The sequence below is a fragment of the Streptomyces globisporus C-1027 genome, from assembly GCF_000261345.2.
Lineage (GTDB): Bacteria > Actinomycetota > Actinomycetes > Streptomycetales > Streptomycetaceae > Streptomyces > Streptomyces pakalii.
This window is the reverse complement of sequence record NZ_CP013738.1, coordinates 2,606,978-2,622,539: the sequence shown is the minus strand read 5'-3', so window position 1 is coordinate 2,622,539 and position 15,562 is coordinate 2,606,978. Positions and strand designations below refer to the sequence as shown.

The following is a 15,562-nucleotide window of genomic DNA, read 5'->3' as shown; positions in this document are numbered from 1 at the left end:
CGCGCCGTACCCGGCCCGCACCGAGCCCCACCCGCACCGGACCCCGGTGTGGGCGCGTCCGGCCGCACGGCCGCCCGATAATGCGTCCTGCTCACCGCCCTCCCGGGCCATGATGTCCGCCGTGACCTCCTCCTCCTCCTGGTGCTCGCCACGATCGTCACCGGCCTCTACGCGGGCTTCATGCTGACCTTCGTGACCGGGATCATTCCCGGCCTCGCAGAACTGACGGACGAGCAGTTCACCCCGGCCATACGGCGCTTCAACGAGAAGGTCCCCGGGCCGGTCTTCCTGGTCCTGTTCCTCGGCGTCGTCGCGCTGCTCGCCGCCGCGTTCGTCACGGGCCTCGGCGAGCACGACGATGGGGCGGGGCCGGCGATCCTGGCGGCGCTGATCTGTTCGGTCGTGGGCCATCTGATCACCGTGGCCGGGAACATCCCGCTCAACAACGCCCTCGCCGGCTCCGAGGACGGCGACGACAGCGCGGCCCGCACGGCCTTCGAGTCCCGCTGGAACATGCTGCACCGGGTGCGCACGGTGCTCTCGCTGGCGGCGTTCGTGCTGCTGGCCGTCGCGTTGTAGGCCTGGGGCGCGGCTACCGGCCGTCCCCGTCCCCGCCCCCTGCGTCCTCCCGCCCCGGATGCCGGGGGCCGAGCAGCACCACCAGGGCGGCCTTCCCCGGCACGGGTGTGTCGACCCGCCGCCAGCCGGTCCGCTCGTACAGGCGCAGGGCCGCCTCGGCCCGCACGGAGGTCAGCAGCCAGCAACGGCCGCCCGGGGCGGGCCCCGTCACCGCGTCCAGCAGCGCCGCGCCGAGCCCGCCGCCGTGCGCCTCCGGGGCGACCGCCAGCTCGTTCACCTCCAGCGCCCCGCAGAGCCACGCCCGCGTACGCCTCTCCCCGAGGGTCTCGGCGACCTGTCCGTAGCTGCGGTCGGCCGGAAAGACCTCCGGGGTGATCCAGGCCGTGGCGAAACCGGTTACCGTCCCCCCGGCCGTCGCCACCGCCGCCGTGAACCCGGGCCGGAGCGCGTCCCGGGCGAGCCGTTCCGCATAGAGGTCGGCCCCCGCCGGATCCTCGCTCCAGGGCGGGGCGGAGAAGGCTCTCGCGTACACGTCGCGGATGCCGTCGGCGTACCGGATCACCTCGCCGGCCTGCACCGTTCGTACCTCGGTCGTCATCGCACCGTCCCTCGGAATCCCTCGGCGGGCCACCGGCAGTTCACCGGTGCCGCGGGGAAACCCTAGAGGGCGGCGCGAGCGCGAACTGCCCTGCCCGGCACAACCCTTCGCCCGGTGAGCCCGTCTGAAGGGGTGCGAGTGGCCACTCGATCTTCTCCGTTTCCGTGTCAGCCAAGTACGCCACGGCGACGGGTGGACAGCGCTTTCCCGCTGCATGTCCGCCCGTCACCGTCGCAGCGAACGTTCCAGCAGAAGGAGTCCCTGTGACATCCCGAGCACTCGGTACCGGTGTGGTCCTGGCCCTCGCCCTCGCCACCGCAGTCGTCGCCCTGCCCGCCACCGCCCAGGCCGCACCGGCCCCCGCCCCCGATCCCCACGGCCCCCGCGCCGACTTCAACGGCGACGGCTACCCGGACCTGGCCTTCGCCGCGCCCGGAGCGACGGTCAAGGGGTTCAAGGGCGCCGGATACGTCGGTGTGGCCTACGGCTCCCGCACCGGGGTCAAGGACTCCGCGAAGAGGGTGTTCACCCAGGCGTCGGCGGGCGTCCCCGGCACTCCGGAGGCCGGTGACGCCTTCGGCACCTCCGTCACCTCCGCCGACCTCGACCGGGACGGCTACGCGGACCTGGTCGTCGGATCGCCCGGCGAGACGGTCGGCGCCGCCGAAGCCGCGGGCGGTGCGACCGTCCTGTGGGGCGGCCCCGGCGGCCTGGCCGGCGGGGCGGTCCTGCTGTCCGGCGAGGAGTACGACGGCCTCGGGCGCGGCCTGACCGTCGGCGACTTCAACGGCGACGGCGCACCCGACCTCGTCGTCGGGGGCGGCGCCGCCCTGCGCACGCTCACCGGCCCCTTCACCCGGGACGGCGCGGCGGCCGGGAAGGGCGAGATCCCGAACCTCGACGACGAGCGCTACCTCGACCTGGCGGCGGGCGACGTGAACGGTGACGGGCGCGACGACCTCGCCGTCCTGGTCAACGACGGCGACGAGTTCGACGCCCGGCGCATCCACATCGGCCTCGGCTCGGCGGCCGGGCTCGGCCAGGAGCTCACCACCATCAAGGGGAAGGACGGGTACTCCCTGGAGGGCGGCGAACACCTCGCCGTCGGCAACGTGAACAACGACAAGTACGCCGACCTCGCCGTCGGGCGCGCCATCGGCGGGTACGACAGCGACCTGGACCTGCCGCTCGCCAAGGGCGGGATGCTCACCTACGTACCGGGCAGCGCGAGCGGACCGCAGGGCACCAAGGCCGTCGTCCTCAACCAGGACTCGCCCGGCGTCCCCGGAGCCGCCGAGCACAGCGACAACTTCGGCGCGTCCGTGGCGATCGGGGACACCGACGGCGACGGCTACGGCGAGATCGCGGTGGGCGTCCCCGGCGAGGACCAGGGCACCGTCGCGAACGCGGGCGGCATGGTCGTCCTCCCCGGCACCGCCACCGGCCCGACGGGCAAGGGAAGTTACGGCTTCAACCAGGGCACCCCGGATGTCGTCGGAGCCGTGGAGAAGGACGACCGGTTCGGCGGCGCGGTGTCCCTGCGCGACCTGAACGGCGACGGCCGCACCGAACTGGCCGTGGGCGCACCGGGCGAGAACGCGGGCGAGGGCTCCCTGTGGGTGTTCCCGGCCGCCGCCTCCGGCCTGGCGGCCAAGGGCTCGTTCAGCTTCGGGCACGGGACGCTCGGCACGGTGGCCACGAAGGCAGGACTGGGCAGCAGCTTCAACCGCTGACCGCTGACCGCTGACCGCTGACCGCTGAGCGCTGCCCGTTGAGCGCTGCCCGTTGAGCGCTGACGGCCAGCCGCTGAAACAGCTGACGGCTGATCCGCGTGTGGCGGCCCGGCTCGCGCTCGTCCGGAGCTTCCCGGAGAGCGCGAGCCGGGCCGCCTTCCCGCGTGTCACACGTTGGGCACCTTGAGCCGGTCCCAACTGCTCTTCCCGGGAATGCCGTCCGCGTCCCCGCCCGAGTAGCCCAGCTTGCGCTGCCAGGCGGCGTACGACTTCCGGTCGGCCTCGGACCAGGCGGGGCCCGGCCCCACCGTGTACCGGCCGCAGCCCTCGGCCACCAGTCGCTTGCCCATCGCCGTGATGACGGCGCTGTTCCGGCCGACCGTGAAGAACGCGGCCCCCGGGAACGGCTCGTACGTCGGCTTCGGCGGCGGCTTGGAGGGGCCGTCCGGGGCGCCGTCCAGCCGCTTGCCGACCCGCGAACGCATCGAGTTCATCGTGAAGCCGCGCGGATCGACCTTGCCCGGCTGCCACTCCAGGTGGCCGATCACCGACCGCTCGGACCAGCCGTGCGCCCGGCAGACGGCGGCGGCGGCCCGCTCGATCGCCAGCAACTGGGCCGCCGGCCACGGGTCTTTCCCGTCACCGAGGTTGACGCACTCGAAGCCGTAGAAGTGCCGGTTGCCGTCGGTGTTCGCCTCGTTGTCCGGGGGCAGCGCCTTCTCCGCGATGACGGCGCGCAGGACGTCGTCGTCACCGAGCCCGGCGTGGTTCGCCCGCCCGTTCCCCACGAGGTGGACGGTCCCGTCCTTGGCGATGACACCGTGGCAGAGCGGTCCCGGCAGGGCGGAGTGGCCGTTGTAGCAGAGCTCGACGGAGGACGCGGTGCCCGAGGTGACCGTGTGATGGATCATCACCCCGTGCGTCGGCCCCCAAGGACCCTTGTGGTTGCGGTTGTTGGTACGCCAGCTCCGGTGTTCGACGACGTGGAGGCCTTCGTCGCGGAGGGCTTTGAGCAGCTTGTCGGCGGACAGCGGCGTCGCCATCGCGGCGCTCCTTTCCCTGATGGTGCGTGGTTCACGCAGGCGCTTCGGTGTGCGGGCGGCGGGACCGGGCGGGCGGGCGGCGGCACGGGGGCGCGCATGCCCGCCGGGTGACGGGACGGGGTGGGGGGCCGGTCCTGCGGGAGGGGATTCCGCCTTTCGGAGCCCACCTGATCGATTTGCCCGCTCCCATGCCCTGACGAACGTCCCGCCGGGCGGAAGGTTTCACCGCACCCGAACTCCCGTCCGGTTGTGTCCGAACTCCTGCTCGAAGGTCGCGGCCGTCGGACGCGTCGCCCTACTCCCGTCGGCGTATGCGGCCGGGTGCCGTGCCTCCTGCCGTGAGGGGGTGATGACCTTGGACCGCCTGGCCGCCCGGGTGCGGGCGCTGCCGCCGATCGTCGCGGATCTGCTGGTGGTGGCGGTGGTGGGGGCGTTCACCACCGCCGACGCGGCCGTCAACGAACCCGGCTACCGGCAGGCCGACGCGCTGACCTGGGCCCTCCTCGTGGTCTCGCTGGCGGCGCTCGCCTGCCGCCGCCGGTGGCCCGTTCCGGTGGTCTGCGTGACCGGGGCGGCCTGCGCCGGGTGGGCGCTGCACGGGCACATCGGCGAGCTGCTGAACCTCCCCGTGATCGTGGCGCTGTACACGGTCGCGGTGCTGGGGGACCGCCGGCGCACCCTGTGGACCGGGGCGATCGGCGCGACGGTCTCCGGCCTCGTGGCGCTGAGGGTCGGCCGGGACGTGGTCAACCCGCAGGGGCTGCCCGTCCTGGAGATGGTCTGGCCGCTCGTCCCGTTGCTCCTGGGCGAGGTGGTGCGGACCCGCCGGGAGCTGCTCGCGGAGTACGCGGCGCGCGCCGCCCGGGCCGAGGAGGACCGCGAACGGGAGGCCGCCCGCCGCGTCCGCCAGGAGCGGGTGCGGGTCGCCCGGGAGATCCACGACATCCTCGCCCACACGGTGAGCGCGATGACCGTGCAGGCCGGAGTGGCCCTGGACGCGCTGGACGCCGCGCCGGAGGTGTCGCGGCAGGCGATGACCCAGGTGCGGGCCTCGGGCAAGGAGGCCGTACGGGAACTGCGCGCCACGCTGTCCGTGCTGCGCGCGGCGGAGTCCACGGCCCCGGCGCCCCGCCTCGACCAGCTGGACGAACTGGTCGCGGGGGGCGAGGCGGGCGGCGTACGGGTCAGCCTGCGGCGGGACACCCGGGGCGCCGCGCTTCCGGCGGTCGTGGAGGCCACGGCGTACCGGATCGTGCAGGAGGCGCTGACGAACGTGGTGAAGCACTCCGCGGCACGGCAGGCCGCCGTGTCCGTGACCTGCGAGGGCGGTCGGCTGATCGTCGAGGTGGTGGACGATGGCCCCCCGGCGCGGCCGTCCGCCGCCCCGGACTCCGGGCAGGGTTTCGGCCTGATCGGCATGCGGGAGCGGGCAGTCGCGGTGGGCGGCGGAGTCCGTCACCGGACGACCTGCGCACCGCGATCCGCACGGTCGCGGCGGGCCGGAGCCTGCTCGCCCCCGCCGTCACCCGCCAGGTGATCGAGGAGTTCGCCCGGCTGAAGGCCCCCGAGGCGGCGGGCGCGCCCAGCTGGTGGTCATCGCCTATGAAACGGGCCTGGTCACCCCGCCGCGCTCCACCGGAAGGAGACAGTCCGATGACGACGACAGCCGCTCCCGGGGCCCAGGCCCTGGCCTACGAGTGGATCAAGTTCCGCAGCGTGCGCTCCACGGTGTGGACGACGGTGGCGACCGCCGTACTGCCCGTTCTGGGCGCGGTGTTCGTCGCCACGACCGGAAGCCTCCAGTCCGACGAGACCGTCCTCGGCGGCAGCCTCACGCTCTCCGTCGTCGCCCAGATGCTGGCGGCGGTGGTGGGTGCGCTGGTGGTGACGGGGGAGTGCAGGAGCGGCACCATCCGGACGACGTTCGCGGCCCGCCCCCGCCGCTCCACGGTCCTCGCCGCCAAGGCCGCGCTGGTGGCGGGCGTGATGTACGTCCTCGCCCTGGCCTCCTGCACGCTCGCCTACCTCGTCGGGGACGCCCTGCTGCCCGAGGGCCGGTACGCCCAGGGCGAGCCGCTGCCCGCCCTGTTCGGGATCGCCGCGTCCTTCGCGGTGGCCGCCCTGCTGGGTCTCGCCGTCGGCACCCTCGTACGCCACTCCGCCGGGGCGGTCACCACGGTGATCGGCCTGCTGCTCCTGCCGTCCCTGTTCGGCCCGTTCCTCGGCGACGCGGAACGCTGGATCGCCGGCCTCTCCCCGACGGCCGCCCTGGAGAAGCTCACCCAGACCTCGGACGCCGCCGCCGACACGGTGGGCAGCCTGGGCCCCTGGCCCTCCCTGCTCCTGGTGGCCGCGTACACGGCGGTGCTCGCGCTGGGGGCGCTGGTGCTGCTCCGGCGGCGGGATGTGTAGAGAGGCCGGGTCCCCGCCGCTTACGCCGCCATGACGCCGGACCCGCTAACGTCCCCCGGACCGACGAAAGGCCCTCCTGCGCGGAGGGCCTCACGATCGTGCGGTCGGTGGCGCCCCCGGCAGGACTCGAACCTGCGGCCAAGCGCTTAGAACTCCTAACGAAATGAGCACTGGAGGACGGTAAGGTCGGTGGTCATGAGCCAGAGTGGTGCGGAAGCGGCGGCGTTCTTCCGCGACGTCAGCCAGAACAGCGCGGTCTGGCTCGTCCGGGGTGACGATGGAAGCCCGACTCACCTCTCTGCGGATGGCACGCGAAGTCTGCCTTTCTGGTCGACCTCGTCGCGGGCCCAGAGGGCAGCAAAGATCTGGGGACATGGGCTTCGCATCGATTCCATGCCCTTGGACACCTGGTGCGATCACGTGCTGCCCGATGCCGCCCGGGATGGACTCGTGATCGGGATCAACTGGAGCGGGCCGCGCCTGGTCGGTTGGAGCTTCACCCCCGACGAAGTTGTCAACCGTCTGGCGGCGGCTCGCACAGTGACCTGATTTGCCGGTGGGTGATGAGGCAGCAGGCCAGTTTGAGGAAGGCTTCGTGAATGTCGGCTCGACGTTCCCAGCGAACGCGGAGTCGTCGGAAGCCGTGGAGCCAGGCAAAGGTCCGCTCTACCACCCAGCGGTAGACGCCGAGTCCGGTGCCGTGGCGGGTGTTTCGGCGTGCGATGGCGGGGACGATGCCGCGGGCTCGGACTTGGTCGCGGTAGATGTCGTGGTCGTAGCCGCGGTCCGCGAAGAGCGAGTCCGGCTTGCGTCGAGGATGCCCGACCCGGCCGCGGACGGGCGGGATGGCGTCCAGCAGCGGCATGAGCTGGGTGACGTCATTGCGGTTGCCGCCGGTGAGGAGGACCGCCAGCGGGGTCCCGTGGCCATCCGTGATCACGTGGTGCTTGGAGCCTGCCCGGCCCCGGTCGACCGGCGACGGGCCCGTGTGGAGCCCCCTTTTAGCGCCCTGACGTGCGAGGAGTCGACTACGCAGCGGGACCAGTCGAGCCGGGCGGCCGCGTTGAGCTCGGCCAACAACGTCTCGTGGAGCCGCTGCCAGACGCCGGCCTGGTTCCAGTCCCGCAGTCGGCGCCAGCACGTCATCCCGGAGCCGAAGCCGAGTTCCTTGGGGAGGTGTTCCCACTGGATGTCGGTGTGCAGGACGTACAGGATCCCGCACAGGACCTGGCGGTCCGGGACCGGACGTCGACCGGGGTAGCGGAACCGCCGCTCCTTCTTGGGCAGCAGCGGTTCGATCCGCTCCCACAGGTCATCCGGCACGATCCACGGTGAAGTCCCCACGGTCCGGACAACGCCCAACTCGCCTACGAGGCACGGCCACCGGGGCTGATGTAGCTCATTGTGTTAGCCGCTCTTAGAAGGCAATGTGACTAGCCACGACTCTAACCAGGGACGATGCATCCTGGCTAGCAGGGAAGCCCCTATCAGGCACCTTGCGCAGGAACCCCTAGTGAAGGTGCTTAAGTTCTCCAGGATCGATCCTAAGGAGGGACCTGGCATGGGCCAGGCCCTCCGTGGGTGTCTCAAGCGGTCAGCTCCAGTCCTTCCCTGATCTCCTTGTAGACCTTGCTGACGTAAGGGCGAGACTTCCCTACCTTCTTGGCTGCATCGGTAGCTGAGAGTCCGGCAAGGAATGCATCCTTGATTCCCTGCTTAGTAGCAGAGAGTTCCCGACGTGAGTAAGGGGCGATTAGCTGGCTACCCGTAACCTCCTTCTCTTCCGCCGCAACCACAGCCCCCGTAACCAATGGCTCCGTAACCAGTGGCGTAACCAGCTTCTTGTTACGCGTAACCTTCTTCGGCGTAACCAGATGCGTAACCTTCTCCTCCGTAACCAGTGCACTGAGAACAGTCTCAAGGTCCCGGAACTTACGGCGGTAGATAGGAGCAACCTCAGCGGCACAGATCAGGATGGCAGGGGCTATGGCATGGATGGCCACACCTACCCAGTCCTTCTCCGCCACAGAACTCCAGGTGTTGAGGAACAGGGAGGCCAGTCCTGTAACCCACCTGAATACAGTGGGCCACCTGCCACTATCAATGCCATGCCTGGAAAGGACTGCATCGGCGGAGATAGAAAGGATGAAGGCAGCATCGGTAAGAACACCCAGTGCCCACCCAGACCAAGCCCATTCACTGTGAGCAGAGACAAGGGGGGTACTGGTCATCAGTGAGTAGAAGATAGCCCCAAGCACGATCAGCCAGAGCATTGCATTGAGTAGCTTACGGGTCCTGGTTACGGACCTAAGTTCCTCGGTTACGTTCATTTGGTTACGGTCCCTTCTGGTTAGCTTCACCGGGACTTCCCGGTGAAGTGGTTACGCTGTTGGTTACAGGTAACTGGTTACGCTCATCGGTTACACCCATTGGTTACGGTTACGCTGATTGGTTACGGAGAGCCGGGACTTAGATCCCGGCCTCTCCTTGGTTACTGATTGCTGCTTACCATGCTCCTGGCTCCAGCTAGTTTCATCTCCGCCAGGATCAGCCTCATACGGAACAGAGGGCTAAGGGCATAAAGCTCTTCGAGTATCTGCACCTGCTCGGCCAGTCGGGCAACCATCCCTTCAGCTCCACCCTGCCGGTTCTGTCGGTCTGCAATCTGTAGGCGGAGAAGAAGAGAGTTGATGCGAGTAACGGTCTGGTTCATCGGTAGTCCAATCTCTACGGGGAACCCTTCGCTCTAGCTCAGGGCCCCTTGGTTATTTGGTGAGTCGGCGGATGAAGGAGTAGTCCTCAAGCCACAGAGGATTGATAGCCCGGAGCTGCTTACGGCTGAGAGTGATGGCCTTGGGCTTGCTGGTCTTGGGAAGCTTGAACATGGTTGGTCCCTTCTAGTTGCAGAGAGCGCAGCCCATAGGCGTAGCTCTCGTAAGGTTTGGTTGGTTCTCTTAGGTACTGCACATGCCGTCTCTTCGAGACAGACCGTGCGGCTGTTGGCGGAGATGAAAGGGGATGCTCTTACAGGCTGACCCGACCTAAGGGGGGCAGCCGTAGAGTTCCATTGGTTCTGTACGGGATCGCTCCTAGGGTCGCTCCCCCTTGACGACAGTCTTTTTCCTCCGCCATAGGAGCGCAGGGCCCTAGCCCGGAGTGACGTACAGGTCTTCAGTCTGCTTCACCGCACGATCTGTTCCAAAGGAACGGACTGTGCAGTTCTATAGAGAGGCCACTACTCTTCTGTACATAAGTCAGCAGCTCTTTGGTGAGGGCATACTGTAGGGCTGCTGACCTGCTTACTCTTCTGTACATAAGTCAGGACTGTCGGTCTCTACTCTTCTGTACATAAGTCGCAGTCACTACCACTAAGGCGCGTAGGCCCCATGGCCGGAGTGCCGTTCTACTCTTCTGTACATAAGTCGCGGGAAGTGGTCGCCCTACTCTTCTGTACATAAGTCAGTCGGTCTCATCGGCCAGGCTTTCAGCGATCAAGAGGTCATGGTCTTCCGAATAGCTGCTCGCTGTCCTTCTGGCTTCCTCGCTGTGGTCACCCACCTGGAAAGAGAACGTGGTCTTGGCTCCCCGCTTGCTGCCCACTGTCTCTACGGTCAGCCACCCCCCATCGACCAATGCCTCTACTCCTCGCTGAACGTACGCAACGGTCCGATTGAGTCGGTCAGCCTTACCCACTGCATCAGCCAAGGAGCGCCAAGGGATGGTCACCCCGCAGTCATCCCCTGCCAGCCGGGCTAGCTGCTTAGCCACGTGCATAGCGCTGAGCGGTACGTAGTGGATGACTTCCTGATACCAGCCGTAAGCCTGGCCAGTAGGGGGCAGGTGCTCCGCTGGCAATGCGAACTTAGCCAGGGGCTCAGTCGATACCCGGTGTCGCCCCCTGCGGTTGAGCATCTTCCGGTGCCTCTCAATGCCACTGGAGAACAGGGCAAGGAAGCCGGTCCCCTTCCTCTTGAATGGGGCACCGGCCATAAACGCCACGATGGAAGTCTGACCGGGTATCCCCTTGGGCCACTGCTTCCCTGCCTTGGCTGTACCGGCCCATGTGCCTGCCTTGAACTGTTCGGCAAACCTGCCGAGGTCTCCGGTGTACAGATGCTCGTAGCTGCTGTTCACGTCTGGTCCTCTTTCTCTCCGCCCACATCTGGGCATGCGAAAGGGGCCCTCACCGGATTGGTAAGAGCCCCTTGGTTGGGTACTGCTGCTCTGTTCTTCCAGGGGGAGGGACCTTAGACGTCGTTTCTTATGGCTTGATCGTTCGTTGAGCCGTGCATGACGGATCTCCTGGAGCGGTTGGTGCCGGACGATTTGTGGGCGTTGTTCAGGCGGGTGGTGCCGCCGACGGTGGTGATACGTCCGCAGGGTGGTGGCCGACGTCGGGCGGGTGACCGTGAGGCTCTGGCTGCGATCATCTTCGTGGCGACGTCGGGTTGCACGTGGCGGCAGTTGCCGCCGGTGTTCGGCCCGGCCTGGCCCACGGTCTACCGCAGGTTCGCCCAGTGGAGCCGGGACCGCGTCTGGGCGAAGCTCTACCGCGTGATCCTCGATGAACTCGGAGCGCGAGGTGAACTGGACTGGTCGCGGTGCGCGATCGACTCGGTCAGTCTGCGGGCTGCAAAAGGGGGCCTCTGACCGGACCGAATCCGACCGATCGCGGTAAGCCGGGATCGAAGATCCACCTGATCTGTGACCGGAACGGACTGCCGTTGTCCTTGGGCATCTCCGGCGCGAACATGCACGACAGTCAGGGCCTGGAGCCGCTCGTACGCGGCATCCCGCCCATCCGGTCCCGCCGCGGGCCCCGGCGCCGACGGCCGGCGAAACTACATGCCGACAAGGGCTACGACTACGACCACCTGCGTCGATGGCTCCGCCAGCGGGGCATCCGCCACCGCATCGCCCGCAAGGGCGTCGAATCCTCGCAACGGCTGGGTCGACACCGCTGGGTGGTCGAGAGAACCGTGTCCTGGCTGGCGGGCTGCCGACGGCTGCACCGCCGCTACGAACGCAAGCCCGAACACTTTCTCGCCTTCGTCGGCATAGCCGCAACCCTCATCGGCCAACGCCGCTTGGCGACTCTGCTCACGGCCTGATCCGGTCCTGCTGCACGTCGAAGCAGACCAGCCCCATGGACTCCGCCACGACTGCCGCATGGGCCGACGCTTCCTCGGCCCTGCCCCAGGCCAACCCGAAGTAGACCAGTGGACCACTTGCGCCGTCGATCAGCGGCCCGACCGACCACGGCGACGTCTCATCCTCGTCCTCAGTGATGTCACACCACCGGTCAAGAAGCCCCGCGACGTAGGCAGTGATGCGCTCGGACGGAGGCTCCTTGACATCACCGTCGAGGTAGCGGTCGTACAGGTCGCTGAAGGACCGGCGGGCGCTCTTGTCGTCCGTCGGTCGCTCGCCTTCCCAAACGGCCAGGTCGTAGCTCATGCCAGGAGGCTCTCACACTGCTCTGACAGCCATAAGAAACGACGTCTTAAAGAGCGTTTTGCTCCGGCTTAGGTGCTTCATTGCAGTTCGGGCGACGGGCCGCTTCAGGCTGGCTGAGCCAGCAGACGTCTCTTGTGACAGGTGATGCGGATGACGGCTTTCGAGGGTCCGCTTCGGTCCGTTCGCTCCTGTCTGATCCCAACACGCCCCCGCTCACGCCTGTTTGCGCCCTGTAGCGGGACGGCGGCCATCGGTACTACGGAAACATGCCTCGCCGACAGCGGCCGTACCCGAGTGACCTGTCCGATGCTCGTTGGGAACTGCTCGAACCAACCCTGACAGCCTGGCGAGCAGAACGCAGAGGGAAGGGCCTGGACATCGGGCGGCCGCCCGAACACGACCTGCGCCGGATCATGGACGCCATCCTCTACGTCGACCGGACCGGCATCCCCTGGCGCTACCTCCCACACGATTTCGCCCCGTGGGAAACCGTTTACGGATACTTCGCCGCCTGGCAGAAGGACGGCGTCTTCGACCAGCTCAACGGACTCCTGCGACATCTGGTCCGGAAGGCCGAGGGCCGAGACGCCGAGCCCAGCGCCTGCATCCTCGACGCCCAGAGCATCAAGACCTCGGCCAACGTGCCCGCGGCCGGCCAGGGCATCGACGCGGGCAAGAAGATCGCGGGCCGCAAACGCCACATCGGCGTTGACACACTCGGCCTCCTCCTGGCCGTGCTGGTCACCGCCGCCAGCGTCTCCGACAACGCCGGCGGAATCCGCCTGCTCTCGAACATCGCCGAAGGCAGCCCCCGCATCACGAAGGCGTGGGCCGACAGCGGCTACCGCACCAAGGCCATCGACCACGGCGCCCGCCTCGGTATCGACGTCGAAGTCACCCGCCGCGACCCCGCCCAGAAGGGCTTCAAGGTGATCCCGCGGCGCTGGGTCGTCGAGCGGACCTTCGGCTGGCTCATGCACCACCGCCGCCTCGCCCGCGACTACGAAACCCACCCTCACCGCTCCGAAGCCATGATCAACATAGCGATGATCGACCTCATGAGCCGCAGACTCACCCGCGAATCGACCCACAACTGGCGCGACAGCTGAACGGCGGCAGCGTCGGGCTCCTGTGAATCACAGCAGGTAGGGCCACAGGCTGACGCTGTTCCGCTCCACGCTGATCTCGACCCACGTTCCATCGACAGCAGTCGATGGCGGCGGGTCGGCGAGGTCGAAAAGGATGTGGGTTCCGGCTACTTCCAACGTGGCTCCGCCATCGCCCGTCAGGCCCAACCGCCCCCGAAAGACGATCCGGTCGCCTTCCTTCTCATCCACCCCGGGTGAAATTGAAGTGGCCGGTCGAGTGTTGCCGCCCCAGGCCGCGTCCTCTTCAACCGTCCACTCCACGTGATGTTCGCGGCCCACTCCCGTCGGACCGCCGCACCAGAACGCCGCGGCGGCACCCACCTCCGAGCGCACCCGAACCGTCGCGCGCCCGTCGGCGACCTTCCCCACCGCTTCCACTTGGACCAACACCCCGCAATCATCCACGCCAGCGCTGCGTTCCCAAACACTCCTGCCAGGACAAAACGCTCTTTTAGTCCCGTACCCGTAAGGCCTGCTGTGTGCCTCTCTAGGAGCCGCGCACTGCATCCCTGGTGCATCGGGTCACCTGGATACTGCAAGGCCCTGAGAATGGCTCTCAGGGCTTTCTAGTCACCATTCATAAGGCTGCGTGTCAGCCGCTGGTACCTCTCCTCGCTGATGATGACTGCCTGAGTGCTTCCGTATCGGGTCAGCTCTACTGTCTGCCCTTGGTCTGCCGCCCGAACCAACTCAGGCAGTCGGGCCTTTGCGTCGCTGATAGCTACCTTCATCAGAACTTCCAATCGTCTTCGGTCCTAACCTCAAGGCTCCAATCTGCCCTGGGGTCCTTGTTCAGTTCTCCGGTGAGCCGGGTGCTGACGTTCAGCTCCTCTGCCCACTCCTCTGCCTTGTTCCTCTTAGGGTCTGCGTGCTTCCTTTCCTGCCACCCCTGGAACTCCTCAGGCCCTGCATCGGGGTGAATGCCTTGTTCCTCTGCCCACTGGAGAAGAGATGGGTCAGGGTAGAACTCCTCCATCTGGCCAGGCACTCGAAGGTGCAGCCATTGCCTGTGTGTCAGAAGCTCTGTGCTGGTCCCTCCCTGGAGAACTGCAAGCACATGAACAGGAACACCCTGGTTCCCTGTGAGGCCCGTAGAGAGGGACTGAAGCCTGTCGGTCAGGGTCTTACTCCTGGTGCCTCCCTTTCCTATCTTCACGTTGCCATTGCTCAGCCGGATTATGTACGTCCATCCCCTGGTGGGTCCAAGCAGTAGCCCTTGCTCCTTCACTTCCGCCATGGCGTTCCTTGCCGACTCGTGATGCCAGGCAGCCAGGTCCCACACGTGCTCTCGGCAGATGGTGAGGGTGATTGCCTCTGTGGTGCGCTCAGGCTTGGCAGGGTTGGTGCAGCCATGGACTACGCAGGTCTCATCGGTGTTGCTCATTGGTGTTGGTCCTTCTGTTGGAACGGGGGCTCTAATGCCCCCGTATGCATAGGTGGTGTCTGTGTGCCCTTCTCGGGGCTTCTGAGTGTCTGTCTGAGGAGTTGCTAGGGCTAGCCCCTGAAAGCCTCTTAGGCAGGCTTACAGAGGGTTGCTCCATTGCCCCTTCTCTCACCCCTGGGGATGCAGTGAGCACCGAAGGCGGAGGGAGAAGGGAAGAGCTGTCGGCAGAGGACACAGCGAACCGATCCACTGGGCTGCTTCAGGTAGTGGCGCTTCATGTTGGTCTGACTCCAATCAAAAAAAGGGCAGGCCGGTTCGGTCCGGCTGCCCGTGTGGGTGTGAGTGTTGCTTCGGGTGTTGGTCACACCTTCGTTGCCTCAGGTGTTGGTCTGCCTCTGGTGAAATGCAAGAGGCCCGATCCTCCAGAGAGAACCGGGCCACTGGCGTGCACCAACAGAAGGGGACCAGACCTTCATGTACCACCCCGATCGAGTGGGGTGGAGTGTGTGGGGGAGGGGAAGTAATCACCCTCTACTTATGGATATACCGTTGTAGTGGCTGTTTTCACAACCAGGCGAGGGGGAGTAAGCACCCTCTACTTATGGATATACCGGATACCTGGCTGTTTCGTATACGGGGTCCAGGAACTTTCTTTCCCCTCCACCTATGGATATACCGTCAAGCTGGGGGTTTGCTTGACTGGCCCACTGAATATCATCCTCAAGGATGACACCACTTCAGTAGCTGTCCCATCACAGTGGGTGTCATAAGGCGGGGAGTCTTTCTCCCCGCTCATCAATGGCATTGGTTATTCATATCCAGCCCGCCCCTACTATCTATATCTATCTCCCTGTCCCAGCTCTCCCCTTTCCTCTCCGCTGAGTAGCTGTGTGAATGCAGAGAGGAGCAGAGGCCAAGCACAGACTGTGACAGAAAGAATGCCTGATATCAGCAGAGAGTTACCCGGGGGTGTTTAAATCGGACTCGTGGTGTGGTGTGTGAGACCCATTAGAAATGCAGCATGGATCACAAGACACAGGGGTTGGCGGAGATGAAAGGGGGACGGGGTATGTGCTGGGGTTGACTGTCCCCTCTCTCATCCGCCATAGAAACCAGAGAAGGGCCTGCTCTAAGGCAGGCCCCACCCGGTTCTTCTGGACTATTCACCTGGCCCATGGGGAAATCTGTGGAGAGAAGGGCTCCCAATC

Annotated in this window: 14 protein-coding genes and 2 pseudogenes; 7 read left to right on the top strand and 9 right to left on the bottom strand. The window is 66.6% G+C overall.

The window, feature by feature from the left end:
* The first annotated feature begins 109 nt into the window (after positions 1-109).
* Positions 110-579 (top strand): annotated as a pseudogene (locus WQO_RS11295) (anthrone oxygenase family protein).
* A 13-nt stretch (positions 580-592) separates the two neighbouring features.
* Here the strand turns inward: WQO_RS11295 and WQO_RS11290 are convergent.
* Positions 593-1,177, bottom strand: a complete 585-nt coding sequence (locus WQO_RS11290) for a GNAT family N-acetyltransferase (protein ID WP_010064894.1) — start codon at positions 1,175-1,177, stop codon at positions 593-595.
* A gap of 263 nt (positions 1,178-1,440) precedes the next feature.
* Between WQO_RS11290 and WQO_RS11285 the strand changes: the two genes are divergently transcribed.
* The gene (locus WQO_RS11285; RefSeq protein ID WP_010064893.1) at positions 1,441-2,910 is read left to right on the top strand and encodes an FG-GAP-like repeat-containing protein; all 1,470 of its coding nucleotides are present in this window, start codon (positions 1,441-1,443) and stop codon (positions 2,908-2,910) included.
* A 167-nt stretch (positions 2,911-3,077) separates the two neighbouring features.
* On the opposite strand, the gene WQO_RS11280 is transcribed toward WQO_RS11285, so the two are convergent.
* Complete coding sequence (locus tag WQO_RS11280; protein ID WP_010064892.1) at positions 3,078-3,953, bottom strand: peptidoglycan-binding protein; 876 nt, start codon at positions 3,951-3,953, stop codon at positions 3,078-3,080.
* 349 nt (positions 3,954-4,302) lie between these two features.
* Between WQO_RS11280 and WQO_RS11275 the strand changes: the two genes are divergently transcribed.
* The 3 genes from WQO_RS11275 to WQO_RS34935 all read left to right on the top strand — a co-directional run bounded on the left by WQO_RS11275 (position 4,303) and on the right by WQO_RS34935 (position 6,914).
* Positions 4,303-5,490, top strand: coding sequence for a sensor histidine kinase (locus WQO_RS11275; RefSeq protein WP_237274118.1), 1,188 nt, complete (start codon positions 4,303-4,305; stop codon positions 5,488-5,490).
* Between the two features lie 116 nt (positions 5,491-5,606).
* A complete protein-coding gene (locus tag WQO_RS11270; protein WP_010064890.1) occupies positions 5,607-6,365 on the top strand; it encodes an ABC transporter permease subunit in 759 nt (252 codons plus the stop codon).
* A 195-nt stretch (positions 6,366-6,560) separates the two neighbouring features.
* The gene (locus WQO_RS34935; RefSeq protein WP_010056898.1) at positions 6,561-6,914 is read left to right on the top strand and encodes a DUF2750 domain-containing protein; all 354 of its coding nucleotides are present in this window, start codon (positions 6,561-6,563) and stop codon (positions 6,912-6,914) included.
* On the opposite strand, the pseudogene WQO_RS34930 reads toward WQO_RS34935, so the two are convergent.
* From WQO_RS34930 to WQO_RS11255, 3 genes and pseudogenes are all read right to left on the bottom strand, one after another.
* A pseudogene (locus WQO_RS34930) lies at positions 6,880-7,688 on the bottom strand (IS5 family transposase). The gene WQO_RS34935 and the pseudogene WQO_RS34930 overlap by 35 nt on opposite strands.
* A 263-nt stretch (positions 7,689-7,951) precedes the next feature.
* Positions 7,952-8,695 carry a peptidase C14 gene (locus WQO_RS35970; RefSeq protein WP_148660114.1) on the bottom strand — a complete coding sequence of 248 codons (744 nt, stop codon included), beginning with the start codon at positions 8,693-8,695 and terminating at the stop codon, positions 7,952-7,954.
* A 1,129-nt stretch (positions 8,696-9,824) separates the two neighbouring features.
* A complete protein-coding gene (locus WQO_RS11255; protein WP_010056821.1) occupies positions 9,825-10,499 on the bottom strand; it encodes a hypothetical protein in 675 nt (224 codons plus the stop codon).
* A 156-nt stretch (positions 10,500-10,655) separates the two neighbouring features.
* On the opposite strand from WQO_RS11255, the gene WQO_RS35655 reads away from it, so the two are divergent.
* A protein-coding gene (locus tag WQO_RS35655; protein WP_167552033.1) for an IS5 family transposase occupies positions 10,656-11,476 on the top strand; the annotation gives its coding sequence in 2 pieces (ribosomal slippage) (positions 10,656-11,010 and positions 11,010-11,476; 822 coding nt in all).
* Here WQO_RS35655 and WQO_RS11240 read toward each other — a convergent pair.
* Entirely contained in the window at positions 11,466-11,822 is a 357-nt protein-coding gene (locus WQO_RS11240; RefSeq protein ID WP_010056825.1) for a hypothetical protein, read from the bottom strand. The two genes, WQO_RS35655 and WQO_RS11240, sit on opposite strands and share 11 nt — an antisense overlap.
* A 266-nt stretch (positions 11,823-12,088) precedes the next feature.
* Between WQO_RS11240 and WQO_RS11235 the strand changes: the two genes are divergently transcribed.
* Positions 12,089-12,931, top strand: coding sequence for an IS5 family transposase (locus WQO_RS11235; protein WP_058953856.1), 843 nt, complete (start codon positions 12,089-12,091; stop codon positions 12,929-12,931).
* A gap of 27 nt (positions 12,932-12,958) precedes the next feature.
* On the opposite strand, the gene WQO_RS11230 is transcribed toward WQO_RS11235, so the two are convergent.
* The 3 genes from WQO_RS11230 to WQO_RS35965 all read right to left on the bottom strand — a co-directional run bounded on the left by WQO_RS11230 (position 12,959) and on the right by WQO_RS35965 (position 14,354).
* Positions 12,959-13,339, bottom strand: a complete 381-nt coding sequence (locus WQO_RS11230) for a hypothetical protein (RefSeq protein ID WP_237274094.1) — start codon at positions 13,337-13,339, stop codon at positions 12,959-12,961.
* Between the two features lie 197 nt (positions 13,340-13,536).
* Positions 13,537-13,701 (bottom strand): type II toxin-antitoxin system Phd/YefM family antitoxin, encoded by a 165-nt coding sequence (locus WQO_RS37385; RefSeq protein WP_079055539.1) that lies wholly within the window; start codon positions 13,699-13,701, stop codon positions 13,537-13,539.
* On the bottom strand, positions 13,701-14,354 hold the full coding sequence (locus WQO_RS35965; protein WP_148660113.1) for a hypothetical protein: 654 nt from the start codon (positions 14,352-14,354) through the stop codon (positions 13,701-13,703). The genes WQO_RS37385 and WQO_RS35965 overlap by 1 nt, the downstream gene beginning before the upstream one ends.
* Positions 14,355-15,562: the final 1,208 nt, after the last annotated feature.

Bases quoted from the DNA above. Each gene is read 5' to 3' on its own strand.
- WQO_RS11290 (WP_010064894.1), bottom strand. From the start codon at position 1,177: ATGACGACCGAGGTACGAACGGTGCAGGCCGGCGAGGTGATCCGGTAC.
- WQO_RS11280 (WP_010064892.1), bottom strand. From the start codon at position 3,953: ATGGCGACGCCGCTGTCCGCCGACAAGCTGCTCAAAGCCCTCCGCGAC.
- WQO_RS11275 (WP_237274118.1), top strand. From the start codon at position 4,303: ATGACCTTGGACCGCCTGGCCGCCCGGGTGCGGGCGCTGCCGCCGATC.
- WQO_RS11270 (WP_010064890.1), top strand. From the start codon at position 5,607: ATGACGACGACAGCCGCTCCCGGGGCCCAGGCCCTGGCCTACGAGTGG.
- WQO_RS34935 (WP_010056898.1), top strand. From the start codon at position 6,561: ATGAGCCAGAGTGGTGCGGAAGCGGCGGCGTTCTTCCGCGACGTCAGC.
- WQO_RS35970 (WP_148660114.1), bottom strand. From the start codon at position 8,695: ATGAACGTAACCGAGGAACTTAGGTCCGTAACCAGGACCCGTAAGCTA.
- WQO_RS11240 (WP_010056825.1), bottom strand. From the start codon at position 11,822: ATGAGCTACGACCTGGCCGTTTGGGAAGGCGAGCGACCGACGGACGAC.
- WQO_RS11235 (WP_058953856.1), top strand. From the start codon at position 12,089: ATGCCTCGCCGACAGCGGCCGTACCCGAGTGACCTGTCCGATGCTCGT.
- WQO_RS37385 (WP_079055539.1), bottom strand. From the start codon at position 13,701: ATGAAGGTAGCTATCAGCGACGCAAAGGCCCGACTGCCTGAGTTGGTT.
- WQO_RS35965 (WP_148660113.1), bottom strand. From the start codon at position 14,354: ATGAGCAACACCGATGAGACCTGCGTAGTCCATGGCTGCACCAACCCT.